The organism is Embleya scabrispora, assembly GCF_002024165.1.
GTDB lineage: Bacteria > Actinomycetota > Actinomycetes > Streptomycetales > Streptomycetaceae > Embleya > Embleya scabrispora_A.
The window spans coordinates 5,182,596-5,199,572 of the sequence record NZ_MWQN01000001.1; the positions used below are offsets into that span (position 1 = coordinate 5,182,596).

Annotated in this window: 20 protein-coding genes; 13 read left to right on the forward strand and 7 right to left on the reverse strand. The window is 72.7% G+C overall.

Annotated features, from left to right (window positions below):
• Positions 1-231: 231 nt before the first annotated feature.
• A complete protein-coding gene (locus tag B4N89_RS22970) occupies positions 232-2,133 on the forward strand; it encodes an ABC transporter ATP-binding protein (RefSeq protein WP_078977710.1) in 1,902 nt (633 codons plus the stop codon).
• 68 nt (positions 2,134-2,201) lie between these two features.
• Complete coding sequence (locus B4N89_RS22975) at positions 2,202-3,431, forward strand: FAD-dependent monooxygenase (protein WP_161500789.1); 1,230 nt, start codon at positions 2,202-2,204, stop codon at positions 3,429-3,431.
• Positions 3,432-3,449: 18 nt separating this feature from the next.
• On the opposite strand, the gene B4N89_RS22980 is transcribed toward B4N89_RS22975, so the two are convergent.
• Genes B4N89_RS22980 through B4N89_RS22990 form a run of 3 tightly spaced genes read right to left on the reverse strand, consistent with a single transcriptional unit; the run spans position 3,450 to position 5,091 of the window.
• On the reverse strand, positions 3,450-3,797 hold the full coding sequence (locus B4N89_RS22980; RefSeq protein ID WP_078977712.1) for an Asp23/Gls24 family envelope stress response protein: 348 nt from the start codon (positions 3,795-3,797) through the stop codon (positions 3,450-3,452).
• Complete coding sequence (locus B4N89_RS22985) at positions 3,794-4,546, reverse strand: Asp23/Gls24 family envelope stress response protein (RefSeq protein ID WP_078977713.1); 753 nt, start codon at positions 4,544-4,546, stop codon at positions 3,794-3,796. Before B4N89_RS22985 ends, B4N89_RS22980 begins: the two co-directional genes overlap by 4 nt.
• A complete protein-coding gene (locus tag B4N89_RS22990; protein WP_078977714.1) occupies positions 4,537-5,091 on the reverse strand; it encodes an RNA polymerase sigma factor in 555 nt (184 codons plus the stop codon). Before B4N89_RS22990 ends, B4N89_RS22985 begins: the two co-directional genes overlap by 10 nt.
• A 287-nt stretch (positions 5,092-5,378) precedes the next feature.
• Here B4N89_RS22990 and B4N89_RS22995 point away from each other — a divergent pair, with 287 nt between their 5' ends.
• The 6 genes from B4N89_RS22995 (at position 5,379) to B4N89_RS23020 (ending at position 8,064) form a co-directional block, all read left to right on the forward strand.
• Positions 5,379-5,870, forward strand: coding sequence for an Asp23/Gls24 family envelope stress response protein (locus B4N89_RS22995; RefSeq protein WP_078977715.1), 492 nt, complete (start codon positions 5,379-5,381; stop codon positions 5,868-5,870).
• Positions 5,867-6,145: a hypothetical protein gene (locus B4N89_RS23000; protein ID WP_078977716.1), complete on the forward strand. Its 279-nt coding sequence runs from the start codon at positions 5,867-5,869 to the stop codon at positions 6,143-6,145. Before B4N89_RS22995 ends, B4N89_RS23000 begins: the two co-directional genes overlap by 4 nt.
• A gap of 126 nt (positions 6,146-6,271) precedes the next feature.
• Positions 6,272-6,454 (forward strand): hypothetical protein, encoded by a 183-nt coding sequence (locus B4N89_RS23005; RefSeq protein ID WP_078977717.1) that lies wholly within the window; start codon positions 6,272-6,274, stop codon positions 6,452-6,454.
• Positions 6,454-6,810 (forward strand): Asp23/Gls24 family envelope stress response protein, encoded by a 357-nt coding sequence (locus B4N89_RS23010; RefSeq protein ID WP_078977718.1) that lies wholly within the window; start codon positions 6,454-6,456, stop codon positions 6,808-6,810. Before B4N89_RS23005 ends, B4N89_RS23010 begins: the two co-directional genes overlap by 1 nt.
• Positions 6,807-7,424: a DUF6286 domain-containing protein gene (locus B4N89_RS23015; RefSeq protein ID WP_078977719.1), complete on the forward strand. Its 618-nt coding sequence runs from the start codon at positions 6,807-6,809 to the stop codon at positions 7,422-7,424. The genes B4N89_RS23010 and B4N89_RS23015 overlap by 4 nt, the downstream gene beginning before the upstream one ends.
• A gap of 4 nt (positions 7,425-7,428) precedes the next feature.
• Positions 7,429-8,064, forward strand: a complete 636-nt coding sequence (locus B4N89_RS23020) for a hypothetical protein (protein WP_078977720.1) — start codon at positions 7,429-7,431, stop codon at positions 8,062-8,064.
• Between the two features lie 130 nt (positions 8,065-8,194).
• Here B4N89_RS23020 and B4N89_RS23025 read toward each other — a convergent pair whose 3' ends face one another.
• Entirely contained in the window at positions 8,195-8,956 is a 762-nt protein-coding gene (locus B4N89_RS23025; RefSeq protein ID WP_078979554.1) for an SDR family oxidoreductase, read from the reverse strand.
• An 82-nt stretch (positions 8,957-9,038) separates the two neighbouring features.
• Here B4N89_RS23025 and B4N89_RS23030 point away from each other — a divergent pair, with 82 nt between their 5' ends.
• The gene (locus B4N89_RS23030; protein WP_078977721.1) at positions 9,039-9,797 is read left to right on the forward strand and encodes an SIR2 family NAD-dependent protein deacylase; all 759 of its coding nucleotides are present in this window, start codon (positions 9,039-9,041) and stop codon (positions 9,795-9,797) included.
• Between the two features lie 18 nt (positions 9,798-9,815).
• On the opposite strand, the gene B4N89_RS23035 is transcribed toward B4N89_RS23030, so the two are convergent.
• Positions 9,816-10,619, reverse strand: a complete 804-nt coding sequence (locus B4N89_RS23035; protein ID WP_235618735.1) for an SURF1 family protein — start codon at positions 10,617-10,619, stop codon at positions 9,816-9,818.
• Positions 10,620-10,888: 269 nt separating this feature from the next.
• Between B4N89_RS23035 and B4N89_RS23040 the strand changes: the two genes are divergently transcribed.
• Both B4N89_RS23040 and B4N89_RS23045 read left to right on the forward strand, forming a co-directional pair.
• Positions 10,889-11,566, forward strand: coding sequence for a hypothetical protein (locus B4N89_RS23040; RefSeq protein ID WP_078977722.1), 678 nt, complete (start codon positions 10,889-10,891; stop codon positions 11,564-11,566).
• Positions 11,563-13,197: a serine/threonine-protein kinase gene (locus B4N89_RS23045; RefSeq protein WP_078977723.1), complete on the forward strand. Its 1,635-nt coding sequence runs from the start codon at positions 11,563-11,565 to the stop codon at positions 13,195-13,197. Before B4N89_RS23040 ends, B4N89_RS23045 begins: the two co-directional genes overlap by 4 nt.
• A 100-nt stretch (positions 13,198-13,297) precedes the next feature.
• On the opposite strand, the gene B4N89_RS23050 is transcribed toward B4N89_RS23045, so the two are convergent.
• Positions 13,298-13,846 (reverse strand): ArsR/SmtB family transcription factor, encoded by a 549-nt coding sequence (locus B4N89_RS23050; protein ID WP_078977724.1) that lies wholly within the window; start codon positions 13,844-13,846, stop codon positions 13,298-13,300.
• Between the two features lie 663 nt (positions 13,847-14,509).
• Between B4N89_RS23050 and B4N89_RS47825 the strand changes: the two genes are divergently transcribed.
• Positions 14,510-15,244, forward strand: a complete 735-nt coding sequence (locus B4N89_RS47825) for a hypothetical protein (protein WP_143658054.1) — start codon at positions 14,510-14,512, stop codon at positions 15,242-15,244.
• A gap of 48 nt (positions 15,245-15,292) precedes the next feature.
• Here B4N89_RS47825 and B4N89_RS23060 read toward each other — a convergent pair whose 3' ends face one another.
• Entirely contained in the window at positions 15,293-15,898 is a 606-nt protein-coding gene (locus B4N89_RS23060) for a TetR/AcrR family transcriptional regulator (protein ID WP_078977726.1), read from the reverse strand.
• A 254-nt stretch (positions 15,899-16,152) separates the two neighbouring features.
• Here B4N89_RS23060 and B4N89_RS23065 point away from each other — a divergent pair, with 254 nt between their 5' ends.
• Positions 16,153-16,950, forward strand: coding sequence for an acetoacetate decarboxylase family protein (locus tag B4N89_RS23065; RefSeq protein ID WP_078979555.1), 798 nt, complete (start codon positions 16,153-16,155; stop codon positions 16,948-16,950).
• Positions 16,951-16,977: the final 27 nt, after the last annotated feature.

Genomic DNA, 16,977 nt, shown 5'->3' on the forward strand with positions numbered 1-16,977 from the left:
CCGGCTCGGCGGATCCCGACGCGACCCGCTCCATCGGGATCCGCCGGCACGATTTCGTGAGGCGCGCGTCACATGTACTCCCGCCGGCATCGAGGCGCCGGGGGTGGGCCCGGGACTAAGCGGGCCCGTGTCGGTGTTCCCGTGTACGAAGTACTGAGGTTGACTCAGGAATTTGTTCGAGCATTCGGCTCGGGCAGGCGACACGTACGGGATGTACGGGAACGAGGCGGGATGAGTGGCGGCGGCCCGATGGGGATGAACCTGCGCTCCTACACGCGCGACGCGTCCGTGGTGGAGCGAAAACTCGCGCCCGGCACGGTGCGCCGGGTGGGCGAGTTCGCGAAACCGTTCGCGCGGCAGATCACCGCGTACCTGGTCCTGGTGGTGATCGGCGCGGTGCTGACCATCGTGCCGCCGCTGCTCGCGCAGCGGATCGTGGACCAGGGTGTACTGAAGGGCGACGGCCACCTGGTGACCGTGCTCGCGATCGTGGTGGCGGGCGTCGCGCTGCTCGCCGCCGGGTTCGGCCTGGCCGAGCGGTGGTACTCGGCGCGGATCGGCGAGGGTTCGATCTACGCGCTGCGCAGCAAGGTGTTCGCGCACGTGCAGCGCCAGCCGATCGCGTTCTTCACCCGGACCCAGACCGGCGCGTTGATCTCGCGCCTGAACAACGACGTGCTGTCCGCACAGCGGGCGTTCACCTCGACCCTGGCGGGCGTGGTGTCCAATCTGGTCAGCCTGGTCCTGGTGGCCGGGACGATGTTCTACCTCGCCTGGCAGATCACCCTGGTCTCGCTGGTGCTGCTGCCGCTGTTCCTGCTGCCGGCCAAGTGGATCGGCCGCCGGTTGCAGGCGATGACCCGCGAACAGATGCAGTTGGACGCGGAGATGTCGACGGTGATGACCGAGCGGTTCAACGTCTCCGGCGCGACGCTGGCCAAGATCTTCGGCCGGCCCGAGGAGGAGGACGCGCTGTTCTCCGGGCGGGCCGCGCGGGTGCGCGACATCGGCATCCGGATCGCGCTGGTAAACCGGGTGTTCGCCACCGCGCTCACCCTGGTCGCCTCGCTCGCGACCGCGCTGGTGTACCTGATCGGCGGGCATCTCGCGGTGGACGGTCGGCTCACCGTGGGCACCCTGGTGGCGCTCACCGTGCTGCTCGGCCGGCTGTACGGGCCGCTGACCGCGCTGGCCAACGTGCGGGTGGACGTGATGACCGCGCTGGTCAGCTTCGAGCGGGTCTTCGAAGTCCTCGACCTGCCCGCGATGATCGCCGACAAGCCGGACGCGAAGCCGCTGCCGGCGGACGCGGCGACGGTGGAGTTCGACGCGGTCGGCTTCGCCTACCCGGGGGCCGACGAGGTCTCGCTGGCCTCGCTGGAGAGCGTCGCGGTGCTCGATCGACGGCGCTCCGAACCGGTGTTGCACGACGTGTCGTTCCGAGCCGAGCCGGGTCAACTGGTGGCCCTGGTCGGACCGTCGGGCGCGGGCAAGACCACGATCACCTCGCTGGTCGGCCGGCTCTACGACGCGACCGAGGGGACGGTACGGATCGGCGGAGCCGACGTGCGCGACGTCACCCTGGCCTCGGTGCGCGACACGGTCGGCGTGGTGACCCAGGACTCGCACATGTTCCACGACACGATCCGCGGCAACCTGCGCTACGCCAAGCCGGACGCGAGCGACGAGGAACTGTGGGCGGCGCTGCGCGCGGCCAATATCGGCGACCTGGTCGAGGGGCTGCCGGACCGCCTGGAGACGGTGGTCGGCGAGCGCGGACATCGGTTGTCCGGCGGGGAGAAGCAGCGCCTGGCGATCGCCCGGCTGCTGCTCAAGTCGCCGCGCGTGGTGGTGCTCGACGAGGCCACCGCGCATCTGGACTCGGAGTCGGAGGCCGCCGTGCAGCGCGCGTTGGCCACCGCCCTGGTCGGTCGTACCGCCCTGGTGATCGCCCACCGACTGTCCACCGTGCGCGACGCGGACCTGATCCTGGTGGTGGACGACGGCCGGATCGCGGAGCGCGGCACGCACGCCGAGTTGCTGGCCCGGGACGGTCTGTACGCGGATCTGTATCACCGTCAGTTCCGGGACCGGGAAGAAGACTCGATCGATTCCGCGGTGCTCGCGAGTTGACCGACCGCAGCTCGGGGCGCCGGGTAGTGTGGTGATATTCCAAATGGTTGGCAAGAGGGGCTTTCCGGGTGCGTGTTCTCGTCGCCGGCGGCGGCATAGGTGGTCTTGCTGTGGCACTCAGCCTGCACGACGCGGGCATCACCGAGGTGACGGTGATCGACGCGGCACTGAGAATCCGGCCCCTGGGGCTCGGGATCAGCCTCCTGCCCCACGCGGTGCGCGAACTCGCCGAACTCGACCTCTACCATCCGGTCGCCAACCTGGGCGTGCCGCTGTCCGGGGTGGCCTTCCCCGACCGCCGGGCGACCCGGGTGGTACTGGCGCCGCGCGGGCAGCGGGCGGGCTTCCTGTGGCCGCATCTGTCCGTGCACCGCGGGGAGTTGCAGGTCGCGCTGCTGCGCGCGGTGTATCAGCGCCTCGGTCGCGCGGCGGTGCGTACCGGGTCCCGGCTGACCGGTTTCGACCAGGACGACGACGGGGTGACCGCGTACTTCGTGGACGGCGAGGGGCGACCCTGGCAGGAGCGGGCCGACGTGCTGATCGGCGCGGACGGGATCAACTCCGCGACGCGCGCGACGCTGTTGCCGGACGAGGGCGCGCCGATCGCCCAGCCGCGCATCCTGATGCGCGGCACCACGCGCTGTGCGCCGTTCGCCGACGGCCACACCATGATCATGACCGCGCACGGCGAGGCGCGGTTCATGGCGCACCCGATCAAGCCGATCGATCCGCGCGACGGGTACACCCTCACCAACTGGCTCGCGGAGTTGCCCGATCGGCAGTCGGCGGGCGAACTCGGCGACACCGGCTGGAACGGCCCGGCGGACCTGCGCCGGCTGGCCCGGGTCTTTCGCGGCTGGAGCATCGCCGGGGCCGACATCGGAGCCATGGTCAAGTCGCCCACCGAGGCGTCCGGCTATCCGCTGGTGACCCGAGCGCCGCTGGACCAGTGGTCGTTCGGCCGGGTCACCCTGCTCGGCGACGCGGCCCACCCGATGTATCCGTACGTGCTCGGCGGCGCGTCCGAGTCGATCGTCGACGCGCGCGTGCTGGCCCGCTCGCTGGGGTCGTACCGGGACCCGGTCGAGGCGCTGGAGATGTACGAGCGGGCCCGGCTGCCGCTGAACAAGTGGCTGCAACTGATCGGCCACGGCCGGGTGCCGCGCGCCGAGGACGCGACCGGGCCGCTGACCGCCACCGAGGAGATCGGCGGCATCATCGGCGCCTACGGCCACCTGCCCGGACACGACCCGGCGGCCCTGAACGAGCGGCCGTCGTACGGCCTCGCGAAGGTCTGAGCGCGCCGGACGCCAGGCTCACACCCCCGCGTCGGTGACCAGGACGTGCACCACCACCCGTTGGTGGCCCGTGCGCTCGCGTACCTCCGCGGTGACCGCCGTGCGCACCGCGCGGGCCACGTCCAGGACGCGGTGGTCGGCCGCGGCGCGGAACTGCACGTCCACGTGCAGGACTCCGTCGAGCACACGCGTGGTCACCCCCGGGACCCGGCCCGGGAGCAGGCCGCCCGAGACCTGGGCGACCGCGTCGAGCAGGCCCGGTTGCAGGTCCACCACGCCGGGAACGGCCAACGCCGCGCCGCCGGCGGTGGTCCGGGCCAGGACGGACATCTCGCGGGACGACGCGCGCTGCGCCGGCTGCCTCATCGGTTCCCCTTCCGAGCCTCGGCGGCCGGTTCCAGGCCCACCACGTCCACGTCCACCTTCGCCACTTCCAGCCCCAGTCGCTCCGTCGCGGCCCGGCGCACCCGCTCGCGCAGCCGATCGGCCAGCGCGTGGATCGGCTCGCCGTACGGCACGCCGACCGACAACCGCACCGTCACCGGGCCCGGCACCGCCGCCCCCGCCCGATTCTCGAACGGCCGGATCCGGCAACTGCGGGCCTGCACGCCGGGCTCGGCGTCGACCGCCGCGCGCAGCGTGCGCGCCGCGGCGGTCTCGGTCAGCGTCAACTGCTCGTCCGGCTCGCCCATGGGCAGCAGCCGGCCGGTGTGCAACTCGGCCCGGACCAGGCGCATCACCCGGGTGCCCAGATCATCCGGCACCGGGACCGACAACTCGGCCCACTCGCGGGTGACCTGGTCGAGCACCGAATGGTCGCGCAACACCGCCTGGCACTCCGGACACGAGCGCTCGTGCTCGTCCAGCGCGTCCACGGAGGCGTGTTCGAGCACCGACTCCGGTTCGCGCCCACAGGGCAGCAGTTCCTCGTCCGGATCGAAATCCGCCGGCTCGCCGAAGCCCGACTCCGACCCCGAGCCCGGGATCGAGCCCGAGTCCGGATCGGCGTCGGCGCGCGGGCCCGGCGCCGCCCCGCGGGCCCCCGCGAGCAGTTCCGCCGCGGACGGCAGCCGCAGCGCGTCCGGAGCGTCGCCCGTCTCGTCGGTCACGTCCACGGTCGCATCGCCTCCGCCAGGGTCTGTCGTGCTCGGAAGATCCTGCCCCGTACCGCGTTCGTCCCGATCCCCACGGCCGCCGCGATCTCGTCGTAGCTCTGCCCGTGCATCTCGCGCAGTACCCAGCAGGCCCGCTGCTCCTCGGTCAGTGTGGTCATCGCCTCCTGGAGCGCCTTCAGTGCCGCCGACCCCTCGGCCCGTCGCTCCGGATTGTCCGCCATCTGCTCTATCGCCCGGTCGGGTACCTGGTCCAGGCCGACCGTGGGCCGCCGGGTCCGGGCGATGTTCAGGGCGCGGTTGGTGACGATGCGATACATCCAGGTCAGGAACGACGAGTCGGCGCGGAACCCGGGCAGCCGGCGCCACGCGCTGATGAACGCCTCCTGTACCGCGTCCTCCGCGTCGCCGGCGCTGCCCAGGATGCGCAGCGCGAGCGTGTACAGGGATCGCCCGTGCCGACGCATCAGCACCTCGAACGCCTCGGCGTCACCCTCGCGAGCCCGCACCACCAGGGTGCCCTCGTCGAGCTCGGCCTCGTCGGCCATCGGCTTTCCCTCCTCGTCCCAACTCGGCGACCGTACTGCGCCGGAGGTCGCAAGACGAGAACCGCCACCCGTACGGCGGGCCGCGCGTTCGGTACGTGTTCGCGACCGCCTCGGCGGGTAGCGTCGGATTCCGCGAAACATCCTCCGATCGACGCGTGACGTTCGCCCGGTGTGTGTGTCGTACAGGTGTGGTGAACCCGGCAAGGGGCACCGATGACAGCGGGACCGAGTGGGGTTCCGGTCGCAGGGTTCGGGCATTGCAGCCAGTCGAGGAAGGAAGTGCGCCGATGGCGGACACAACGGCCCAGGGCAAGACCGGCACGCAGGCGCTCCAGAAGGACGAAGAGCGTTCGGTGGGCAACGGTGGTCGTTCCACGGAGGTCGTCAAACTGGCCACCGACAAGGGACGCACGTCGATCGCGGACGGCGTGGTGGCCAAGATCGCGGGCATCGCGGCCCGGCAGATCCCGGGCGTGTACGCGCTCGGCGGCGGCGCGGCCCGGGCGTTCGGCGCGGTGCGCCAGCGCATTCCGGGGGGCAAGCCCAACGTGGCCCAGGGCGTCAGCGTCGAGGTGGGCGAGCGGCAGTGTGCCGTGGATCTCAACATCGTCGTGGATTACGGCGTGCCCATCGCCGAATTGGCGCAGGCGGTCCGGGAGAATGTCATCGACTCCGTCGAGCGGATGACCGCGCTCGAGGTGGTCGAAGTCAACATCGCGGTGGACGACATCCACATCGACTACGACGGCGACGACTCCAAGGAGCGCCAGCTTCAGTGACGCGTGGGCCCGGCGACGACGAGCGGCGGAAACTGCTGCGCGAATACCGGGAATTCATCCGCACGAGCCACCCCGATCGTGGGGGCGACCCGGCGGAATTCGTCGCCGGGCTCGAACGCTTCAGGGCACTGATCGACGCGGCGGGACCACCCGCGCCGATCCGTTCGGGGGCCGCGGCGGAGACTACGGTCTACCGCCGCGGCCGCTTGCCGGGCCGGCTCTGGCGGCAGTTGACGGAGCGCCAGCGGCGGCGCAACAACCCGCGTGTCGAGTAGCGGGCGGGTGCGACACCGATGGATTCCGGACAGCTCCGCGGCAGGACATCTTCGCGGCATTCGGCCCGACAGGGGCCGGCAACTCGGCAACAACCAATGGTCGGTTCAGTGAGGAGTCGTTCGCCAATGACTACACCCATGGTCGGCCTGTTGGTCGGCATGGCCCTCGGCCTGGCCGCCGCGCTGGGCGGGTTCGGGGCCTTTCTCCTGGTCGCCGCCCTCGGGGTGGTCGGCTTCCTGGTCGGCCGCTTCCTGGACGGCGACCTGGATCTCGGCGAGCTGTTCAGCTCGCGCAATCGGCGCCGCTGATGCGCGCGGTACCGGCGGAGGGCCTGGCGCCGGCCGCGCACCGCGGAGTACTGCAGATCGGCGGTCGGGTGGTGGAGAAGATCGCCGCCCGCGCGGCGCGTGAGGCCACCACCGAGGTCGCCCCGGACACCGTGCTGCGCGCCCCGAAGGCGGGCGCCACGATGCACCACGACCACGCGACGGTGAACCTCGACGTTGACGTGCCCTATCCCGGCCCGGTGGTCGAGATCGCCCGGACCATCCGGCAACGGGTGCGCGCCGACGTGGAATACCTGACCGGGATGCCCGTGGTGCGGGTGGACGTGACGGTCGCCCGGTTGACCCGTGGGGGGCACGGCAAGAGGAGAGTGCAGTGAGCCTGGAGGCTTCGCCGGAGGCGCCGGCCGACGGCTCGACGGCCCTGGCGGCCGCCGACGACTGGGGCGACGGTGCGAAGGTGCGCCGGGCCTGGTCGACGCGGGGGTTGCCGGCCGCGCTGGTGGCGCTGCTCGTGGGCGGCGTCGCGGGCACCGCGCTGTACATCGGCGTGACGGCCCGGATCGATCGGGCGCCGCGCTGGTCGCGCGACCTGTTGGAGCGGGCCCAGACGCACGAGTGGCGGGACAACTGGACCATCGCCGCCGGGGCGATCGCCGCCGCGGTGGGCCTGTGGCTGATCGTGCTCGCGCTCACCCCCGGACGGCGCGCGCTGCTGCGCCTGCGCTCGCCCGGCGGCGCGATGACCGTCTACATGACCCGGCGTACCGCCGCCTCGTTCCTGCGGCACACCGCGCTGGCCTCCTCGGGCGTGTTGGACGCGCGGGTGCGGATGGGGCGGCGCAAGGCGGTACTGCGGGTGGACTACCACTTCCGCGATCCGGACGATCTGCACGACGAGTTGATCGAACGCCTCCAAGAACGCGCGAACGCGCTCACGCTGGCCCGGGTGCCGCGCGTGGACCTGCGTCTTCAGCCCGTGAGCGGGAGGTGAGGCGATGATGCGCACGGTCTGCAACCGGATCTTGCTGTTCCTGGCGGGGCTGGCCCTGATCGCCGGCGGGCTCGCCGTCGCCGCCCGCGGTCGCGGCTGGTACCCCGACCTGGTGCACACCGCGGACAAGCCGTTCATCACCACGAGTCAGGCCGAGCGGCTCACCGACCACGGCTGGTGGTGGTGGGTCGCCTTCGGCGTGCCGGGGTTGATCCTGGTGCTCGCGCTGTGGTGGCTGCTCGCCCAGGTGGGCCGGCGTCCGGTGCGGTCGATGCGGGTGCACGACACGACCGACCACGCCGGCGACGGTCCGTCGGGACTGGGCACCGGGTTCGGCATGGTCGGCGACGAGGCGGACACGCTGACCGTCTCGGGCAACGCGTTGGCCGACGCGATCGAGGACGACCTGGCCTATGTGGCGGGTGTCGAGCACGTCACCGCGCATCTGGTGCGCCGGCGGCACGGGCCCACGCTGCAGGTGCTGGTCCGGGCCGAGCCGGGGGCCGAACCCCGCGAACTGCTCGGCGCGGTGCGCGACCGGGTGTTGCCCAACGCGCGCGAGGCGGTGGGCCTGGAGACGTTGCCCACGGTGCTGACCCTGCGGACCAGCCGAGGGCTGCCGAAGCGACACCTGGACTGACCGGGCGGGCCGGGGACACCAACCCCGGCCCGCACCTCGGCCGGTGGGCCGCCTTCGGGCGGCGCGCCGCGTGTTCGGCCCGTGCGCCGTGCCCGGCTCGCGTACGGCGGGCCGCGGGCCGGGCTCGGGGTCAGAGGGAGCGGGCCAGTCCGCCGTCGATCGGGATCAGCAGGCCGCTCAGATAGGACGCCGCCGGGGAGAGGGTGAAGGCGGCCACTCGGCCGAACTCCTCCGGGGCGCCGTAGCGGCCCAGCGGGATGGCCTCGCTCTGCCGGGCCCGGGTGGCCTCCGCGTCGCCGCCGAGGTCGTCCAGCTCGCGCACCCGGTCGGTGTCGATCCGGCCCGGCAGCAGGCCGAACACCCGGATGCCGCGCGGACCCAACTCGTCGGCGAGGGACTTGGCCACCCCGGCCAGGCCGGGCCGCAGGCCGTTGGAGATGCCGAGGCCGGGAACCGGCTGACGCGCCGACGAGGAGAGCACGAAGCCGATCGCGCCGCCGGCGTGCAGCGCGGCCGAGGTGGCTCGGGCCAGCCGTACCGCGCCCAGGAAGACCGACTCGAACGACTCCCGCCACTGGTCGTCGTCGACGGCGCCGATCGTGCCGGCCGGCGGCCCGCCCACGCTCACCAGCGCGCCGTCCAGCCGCTCGAAGCGGGCCAGCGCGGCGGCGACGAGGCGCTCGGCCGCGCCGCTGTCCCCGTTGTCGGCGGCGATGCCCAGCGCCCGCTCGGGACCGCCCAGCGCGGCGACGGCCTCCGCCACGCGCTTTTCGTCCCGCCCGGAGACCACCACCCGGGCGCCGTCGTCCACCAGCGCCCGGGCGGTGGCGAAGCCGAGGCCGCGGGTGCCGCCGGTGACCAGATACACACGATCGCGAAGTCCAAGATCCATGCCGCCCATCCTGCCCGCTACCGGCCCCGAAGCCGGGTAAATGACAGGCCGTCAGGTCGGCCGGGTCGCTACCCTCGGTGGCATGACCGAACAGATCGACCTCGTGCGGAAGTGGATCGCGGCTGCCGAGGACGGCGTCACCGTGCTGACCGGGGCGGGCATCTCGACCGACTCCGGGATCCCCGACTACCGGGGGCCGCAGGGCGTGTGGACCAAGGATCCCGACGCGGAGAAGTTGGTCACCTACAGCTACTACATGGCCGACGAGGACATCCGCCGCCGCTCGTGGCTGCTGCGCCGGGACAACCCCGCGCGACTGGCCGGGCCGAACGCGGGACACGCCGCGCTGGTCGCGCTGGAACGGGCCGGTCGGCTCAACGCGTTGATCACGCAGAACGTGGACGGGCTGCACCGCAGGGCCGGCACCTCCCCGGAGAAGATCATCGAGTTGCACGGCACGATGTTCCACGTCCTGTGTACCGACTGCGACACGCGCACCACGCTGGACGCCGCCCTGGAGCGGGTCGAGATGGGCGAGGACGACCCGCGCTGCCTGCAGTGCGGCGGAATCCAGAAGACCGCGACGATCATGTTCGGGCAGGGGCTCGACCACGGGGTGCTGGAGCGGGCCGCGATCGCCGCGCAGGTCGGTGATCTGTTCCTGGCCGTCGGCACCTCGCTCCAGGTGGAGCCGGCCGCGTCGTTGTGCCGGGTGGCACGGGATTCGGGGGCCCGCCTGGTGATCGTCAACGCGGGGGAGACGCCCTACGACCCGATCGCCGACGCGGTGATCCGGGAGCCGATCGGCGAGGTGTTGCCGGAGCTGGTCGAGGGGTTGTGACCGGCGCGGGGGCCGGGGTCAGACCGTCGCGGCCCGCTCGTGCTCGTCCGCCGCGTCGCCCTCGTCGAGCGCGGCCAGTTCGGCCTCCAGCTCCCGGGCCTCGCTCCGGATCAGCTTGACGAACATCGCGAGCAGCGCGAACGCGAAAATCCACCACTGCACCGCGTAGGCCAGGTGCGGGCCCAAGTCCTCGTCGTCCGGCTCCGGGATCAGCGCGGGGGCCCTGGCCGGCATTGGGGTCTGCTCGGTGAGTTCGACGTAGCCGCCGAACAGGGGGTGCGGCACCTTCGGGCCCAGTTCGAAGCCGGAGATCCGCGACACCTGGCCCTCGATCGCCGTCTGGCCGCGGATGCCGGAGTCCTTGCGCGTCTCGTCCGGGCGCAGCCGGCCGGTCACCGTGACCTGGCCGGTCGGCGCCGGCGGTACGTCGGGGCGGTCGGCGGCCTGCGGCGGGTTCTTCACCCAGCCGCGGTCGACCAGGAGGGTGCGCCCGTCGGCGCCGACCAGCGGGGTGAGCACGTAGTAGCCGGGCACGCCGTCCTGGGACCGGTTGCGTACGAGCAGTTCGTGCTCGGTGTCGTACCTGCCGGTCAGCGTGACCCGGCGCCACTGGAGATCGCCCGGCAGCTTGCGGCCCACCGCGAGGATCTCCTCGGCGGGCGCCGGCTTGCGGTCGATGTTGGCGCTGATCAGGTCGTTGTGCGCGACCTTGTTCTCGTGCCGGTGGAACTGCCAGAAACCGAGCTCGACCATGATGGGGATCAGCACGACGACGAGCAGCGCCATCGCGATCCAGCGCGGGGTCAGCAGGAAGCGGTACACACCGGCACGGTACCCCTCGTCGTACGCGTCGCGTTTCGCCGGGTCCCGCCCGGCGCGCCGTGCCGCGAGCCGTCGTGCGGATCGGCCGGCGCGCGGTCGGCGGCGAAACGGGCGGGGTGTCCGGGTCGGCCGCCGGCCGGGGGTCCCCGCCGATAGGCTGCCCGCACGCCGTCTCCGGAAGCCTCGCCCGCAGGCCCCGACGGGCCACGGTGCGGACGCGGCATCGCGCCGCCGGCTCGGGAGACATCCAGCCTCGGGAGTCACACAGCATGGAAGGTCCCTCGCGCGATCCCGTGCCCGGGCGACGCGGCACCGCCGGTCACTGGGTCGGCCTGATCGGGATCGCCGTCGTCGCGTTCGCCTCGATCGGCCTGCTGGGGTGGATCGCTCCGCTGGTGGCGGGAGTTCGTACCCGTCGGCGCTGGGACTGGGTGGTCCTCACGCTCAGCGTGGTTTTCCTGGTCCTGGCCTTCGTCTGCCTGATCGTGGGCAGCGAGACCGAGGACGAGAAGGCCGCGCGCGAGGCGGTGGGCGGACCCGCGCCGCAGTCGGTCCTGGACGACGTCGGGGCGGTCATGCTGCTCGTGCTGATGGTGGCCGTGCCGGTCTGGTGGTGCGTGCGGTCGGCCCGGTGGGCACGGGCGATGCGGGGGCAACTGCCGCCGCGGGAGGCCGGGTACGCGCCGTGGGCGGGGGTGGGCCTTTCGCCGCAGTCGTTGTCGCAGCCGTTGCCGCGACCGGTGGTGCCGGGCTACCCCCACCCCGGGCCGGCGGTACGCCCACACTTCGCGCCGTCCGTGCCGTCCGCGCCCCCGCCGGTCGCCCCGCCCGCGGCCGGGCCGCCGCCCGCCGTCGACGATCCCGCCGCCCGGGCCAGGGCCCGGCTCCAGGGGCTCAGCGAACGGCTGCGCGAACAGGACGGCGGCAACCCCGGCGGGCCCCGATGAGCGCGCCGGGCCGGGTGATCGCGGACCGCTACGAACTGTCCGCGGCGATCGGCCGAGGCGGCATGGGCCAGGTCTGGAAGGCGTACGACCGCACCCTTCAGCGCCGGGTCGCGGTCAAGCTCCTGCGCACGGACCTCGTGGACTCCGGCGGCGAGCGCGGCGCGATGGAACGCCGCTTCCTGCGCGAGTGCCGGGTCACCGCCGGCATCGACCACCCCGGTCTGGTCACCGTGTTCGACGGCGGCGCGGACGCGGGCGAGTTGTACCTGGTGATGCAACTGCTCGACGGCTGCGACCTGGCCGACCTGATCGCCGAGCACCGGCCGCTGCCGTGGGAGTGGGCGGTCGCGGTGGCCGCGCAGATCTGCTCGGTGCTGGCCGCGGTGCACGCGGTGCCCGTGGTGCACCGCGACCTGAAGCCGCGCAACGTGATGGTCCGGCGTGACGGCACGGTCAAGGTGCTCGACCTGGGCGTGGCCGCGGTGCTCGACCCGGAGTCGACCAAGCTCACCACGACCGGCGCGATGCCGGGTTCGCCCGCGTACATGGCGCCCGAGCAGATGAACGGCATCGTCGAGCCGCGCACCGACCTGTACGCGCTGGGCTGCCTGCTGTACGAAATGCTGGTCGGCCGCGCGCCGTTCGCCGGGCCGACGATGGCCTCGGTGATGCTGGGGCACCTGAACACCGCACCCGAGCCGCCGGGCGCACGGCGGCCGGGGTTGCCCGCCGGCCTGGACCGGCTGGTCCTGGACCTGCTCGGCAAGCAGCCCGACCAGCGGCCGGCGAACGCGCAGGAGGTCTACCGGCGGCTGGCCCCGCTGCTGCCGGCGCCCACGGGCGACGCGAGCGCGGCGCTGGCCCCGACCGCGCCGATGGACCCGACCCGCCCGCTGCGCTTCCCGGCCGCGCCGCAACCGCTGCCGGGGGTGCCCGCGCCGGTGCACGCGCCGATCCCGGCCGCGCCGGCCGCGTCGTGGGCGATGAGCGCCGGACCGGCCGCGTACGCCCCCAGGTCGGATCCGGACTGGGCCGCGGTGCCCTCGGCGGCGCCGCCCACGCCGGATGTGGGCAGTGCGCTCGACGAGGCCAACCGGCTGCTGGGCGAGGGGGCGCTGACCCAGGCGGTGGACGTGCTCGGCGCCGCGCTGCCGGTGGCCGTCGCGCGGCACGGCGAGCACGATCCGCTCGTCCTGGGCCTGCGCCAGGCGCTCGCCGACACGCTGCTCGCGGACCGGCAGTTCCGCCGCGCGCTGCCGGAACTGCGGTACATCGCCAGCGTGTTCGCGGCCGCGGGTGGGCCGGCCGACGCGGAGGCGATGGAGTACGGCAGGCAGGTCGCCGCGTGCCTGGAGGAGCTGGGCGAACTGCCCGCCGCGCTCGGCGAGTACCGGCGCCTGCTCGACCTGCACCGCCGGGTCCCGGACGCCGACGTGTATCAGGGCTTCGACCTGCGCGAGCGCATCGGTCTGCTGCTCGCCGCGCTGGGCGACCCGTACCAGTCGGAGAGCGTGCTGGTCCCGCTGCTCACCGAACAGGAACACCGGCTGGGCCCGGGGCACCCGCGTGTGGCCACGCTGCGGCAACACCTGGCCCGGATCCACGGCGCCTCGGGGTATCGCCGCCGCTGAGGGGTGCCGGCTCCGGCGCGTGCGGTCGGCAGACGGATCCTCGACCCGTACCTCCCCGAGCCACGGCGGGGGTGAGCCGGCGCGACCGTCGGCGGTTGTGTCAGGGGTCGCCCGCCCCGTCTTCCCCGCCCCGCCCGTGCGGCGCCGGGCGGAAGAGCGCGAAGACGAGCGACGCGTCCGGCAGTGCGGGGTCGGACAGTTCCCGGTACTCGTCCGCGAGGGCGTTCAGCCGCGTCCCGAGCTCGGCGAACTGCTCCTCCGTGAGCCGCAGATGCGCCATCCGGACCTGCCGCTCGGGCTCGATCGGCGCCGCCTCCAGGTCGGCCACCGCGTGGCGCATCAGCACGTTCGGTCCGCCCTCGCCCGGTTCCGGGAGCACGATCGACCGGGCGGCCATCGCGTAGTACCGCTCGGTGACCCCCCGGACCTTGCGTGTGCGCACGACCTTCACCAGGCCGGCCCGCTCCAACAGCCGTACGTGGTAGCTGGAACTGCCCTTCGCGAGGCCGACCCGCTCGGCGATCTGCGTGATCGTGGCGGGCTCGAAGCGGAGCACGGCCATGATCCGGTGGCGCGTGAGGTTGGAGACCGCGCGTAGCTGTTCCTCGGTCGTGACTCGGATGGTCTCGGGGAGGTCTTGTGCGGGCATGGCTCAATGGTCAATGATCCTTGACCGTTGTGCAAGGGACGTCGCGACACGACGCACGGCATGACGATCGTCCCGGTGCCCGACGTGGCCCGGGACGCACCGCCCGCCTACCACGTCCGGGTCCGCGCCGGTGGACCGGCGGCCATGAGCCGACGGCTCGTCCGGCACAAACCTCGCGGCGACACGGGTCGACCGCGAGGCGGTGTCCGATCATCGCGCCCGAGACTGCCCCGTCGAGAGCGGCCCAGGGCGCATCACAACCACGACATGGAGGTTGTCATGCGGGAATTCGGGCCACCCGGCCGACAACCTCTGCCTCGACAACGCCGGCGGATCCACGGCCGAGAACACCCCGCTCCGGCTCGCGGACTGCCGAGCCACCCCCGGCCAGAACTGGTACCTGCCGTCCTGACCGACCGCCGAGCATCGCGTCGACCGGGCGACGGGAGGGACCGGTGACGTACCGCCCGATCGCGATCAACGACCCCCGGCGGTACGGCGGTTCGAGAGTTGCTCCGGTCCGGCGGCGCGATCGCCCGCACTCGGTCGCGCGGTTCGGGGGTGGGCGCATATTTTCTGCCACTTGTCCGACATCGTGGTCTTCCGTAGCGGGCCGTCATGGGCGACCGTGGAGGCAGCGACGTGCGGAGGGGTGACGTGGCGATGGAGCTTTCCGATGTGTCCCTGCCCTGGTTCGTACTCGGTGTGGCCGGCGCGGTGTCGTCCCTGGCGCTGCCCTGGTTCCAGACCCGGACCTATCGTCGGGCGCGCGCGCTCGACTTCGACGAGTCGCGCTACGACACCGCGCCCGACACGGTCTTCCGAGTCCCGATCACGCCGCTGAAGGTCTACGCGGAGCCGGTCGCGGCGCGGGCGGTGGGCCTGCCGCTGGGGGTGGCCGGCGCGGTGTTGTTCCTGCTCTTCGGGCTGTGGCCGTCGATGCTGACCTGGTCGGTGTGCGGTGGCGTGACGATCCTGCTCACCCCCGTGCGCCGCGCGCTCGGCCTGCGGGTGACCCATCGGATCGCGCGCGATGTGCGGTTCCGCAACGGGCCGCTGCGCGATCGGGACGGCACGGTGATCGCCGAGCAGAGCTGGTCGCAGGTGGTGCGCACCTGGTATCGGCACGAGTATCGGGATCGGCCGCCGGGCGAGGACGACCTGTCGGTGGCGGTACTCGGCAAGTTCTGGTGGCTGGCGGGACACCTGCTGTGCTGGCCGATCACCCTGCCGGGCACCCAGATCGTGCAGACCGCGATGTGCCGGAACCCGGCCTGGTCCCTGGGCCACGTGGGCGACGACGCGGGCGCCCCGTGGCTCGCCGATCTCGGCGAGGCGCGAACCCCGGTACACCGCGACGCGTCCGGGAAGGCTCGCCAGACCGCGCCGGACGGGTGATGCCGCTTGGGTGACGGGCGCGGCCCCCGGCTCCGCCGCGCGCGACGCTCACCCGAGCAGCGACTCCACCAGCGCCCGGACCGACAGCACGAACAGCCGGTCGCCGTCGGTGACGTTGCTCAGGCTGTCCGCCAGTTCCGGGTCCTCCCGGGCCAGCTCGGCCCGCCACTCGTCCACCGCCGGCGGTTCGGCCGCGCTGTTCTCCAAGGCCCGCTCCAGCATCACGAAGCCGGCGACCTGGTACTGCACCGCCTGGACCGCCTCGCCCGCCCGCGCGCCCCGCAGGCCGGCCGCCGTCATCTCGTGCACCAGCGCCTTGCGGGCGGGCAGCATCATCAGTGACTCCAGGCCGCGCTCGCGGACCAGGCCGACCAGGTGCGGGCGCTCCAGGATCATGCGCCGGGTCGATCGCGCGATCGACACCACCCGCTCGACCGGCGTGCTCCCGTCCACCGAGATCGCGCCCATCTCCGCGATCACCCGATCCACCAGTTGGTCGACCAGCACGTCGCGGTTGCCCACGTGCCAGTAGATCGAGGTGACCGCCACGCCCAACTCGGCGGCCAGTTTGCGCATGCTGAGGTTCTCGATACCGGATTCCATGACGAGACGCATGGCGGTGTCGAGCACGGTGTCTCGCGTGATCCTGTCCATCACGTCCCATTCTCGCGCCCCGGGCCGGTGACCCGATACACGGTCAACCGGGCCGCAGCCCTTTACCTCGCCGACCCACCGGTGTAACAGTGTTACAGAGCAATCGGCACCACTGCGCTCGAGACCGCGACAACGGGGGTCGACGACCCGCGCGCAGCCCTCGCACGAGCACCGAGCACCCGGCACCGAGCACCGAGCACAGGCACAGGTACGAGCACGGCATGAGCACGGCACGAGCGGAAGAGGTGAGGTACGTGGCACGCATTCGGTACGGCGCCCGGCCGGCGGAGGCGCTGAAGAAGTCCTCCCGGGAACGATCCAGCCTTCCGGAGATCTGGTCCACCGGCGTGATGGCGATCTGGGAGACCGACCCCGAGGTGATCGCGGCCGTACTGCCGCCTCCGCTGGTCCCCGCCGACCGCCCGTTGGTCCGGGCGAACATCTCCGGCTGCGACATCAACGGCTACCCCCTCGGCGCGGGCGCGATCGCGGTGCGCTGCAAGCACGGCGACATCGAGGGCGACTACACGCTGACCATGCCGATGACCACCGAGCGTGCCGTGATCGGCGGTCGGGAGGTGTTCGGCGAGCCGAAGAAGCTCGCCGACGTCAAGGTCGAGCGCGACGGCGACTCCGTCGTGGCCACCGTGAACCGGATGGGCGTCACCTACATCGAGGTCCGCGGCACGGTCGGCGAGGAGCTGCCGCTGCCCGAGCCCCGGCAGACGCTGAGCTTCTACTACAAGTTCCTGCCCGCCGTGGACGGCGACGGCTTCGACGCCGACCCGCTCCTGGTCCACGTCACCCGCAACGAACGCACCCGCAGCGCCCACGCCGTGACCGGCGAGGTGATCCTGCGCGACTCGGACTTCGACCCCGTCGCCGACCTCCCGGTCCGCAAGCTGATCTCGATCACGCTCAGCGAGCGCACCTCCGACCAGCAGGGCTTCGTCGCCGAGCGGGTCAAGGCCGATCTGGTGCTGCCGTACATCCACCAGCGCTACGACGACGTGCAGCAGATCACCGACGACCCGCCGCCCGCCACGCGGTAGCACCCCGCAGGCACGGCAGCGACGACA

Coding starts and splice junctions, on each gene's coding strand:
- B4N89_RS22970 (WP_078977710.1), top strand. CDS start 232: ATGAGTGGCGGCGGCCCGATGGGGATGAACCTGCGCTCCTACACGCGC.
- B4N89_RS22980 (WP_078977712.1), bottom strand. CDS start 3,797: ATGAGGCAGCCGGCGCAGCGCGCGTCGTCCCGCGAGATGTCCGTCCTG.
- B4N89_RS22990 (WP_078977714.1), bottom strand. CDS start 5,091: ATGGCCGACGAGGCCGAGCTCGACGAGGGCACCCTGGTGGTGCGGGCT.
- B4N89_RS22995 (WP_078977715.1), top strand. CDS start 5,379: ATGGCGGACACAACGGCCCAGGGCAAGACCGGCACGCAGGCGCTCCAG.
- B4N89_RS23005 (WP_078977717.1), top strand. CDS start 6,272: ATGACTACACCCATGGTCGGCCTGTTGGTCGGCATGGCCCTCGGCCTG.
- B4N89_RS23010 (WP_078977718.1), top strand. CDS start 6,454: ATGCGCGCGGTACCGGCGGAGGGCCTGGCGCCGGCCGCGCACCGCGGA.
- B4N89_RS23020 (WP_078977720.1), top strand. CDS start 7,429: ATGATGCGCACGGTCTGCAACCGGATCTTGCTGTTCCTGGCGGGGCTG.
- B4N89_RS23025 (WP_078979554.1), bottom strand. CDS start 8,956: ATGGATCTTGGACTTCGCGATCGTGTGTATCTGGTCACCGGCGGCACC.
- B4N89_RS23030 (WP_078977721.1), top strand. CDS start 9,039: ATGACCGAACAGATCGACCTCGTGCGGAAGTGGATCGCGGCTGCCGAG.
- B4N89_RS23040 (WP_078977722.1), top strand. CDS start 10,889: ATGGAAGGTCCCTCGCGCGATCCCGTGCCCGGGCGACGCGGCACCGCC.
- B4N89_RS23045 (WP_078977723.1), top strand. CDS start 11,563: ATGAGCGCGCCGGGCCGGGTGATCGCGGACCGCTACGAACTGTCCGCG.
- B4N89_RS23050 (WP_078977724.1), bottom strand. CDS start 13,846: ATGCCCGCACAAGACCTCCCCGAGACCATCCGAGTCACGACCGAGGAA.
- B4N89_RS47825 (WP_143658054.1), top strand. CDS start 14,510: ATGGAGCTTTCCGATGTGTCCCTGCCCTGGTTCGTACTCGGTGTGGCC.
- B4N89_RS23060 (WP_078977726.1), bottom strand. CDS start 15,898: ATGGACAGGATCACGCGAGACACCGTGCTCGACACCGCCATGCGTCTC.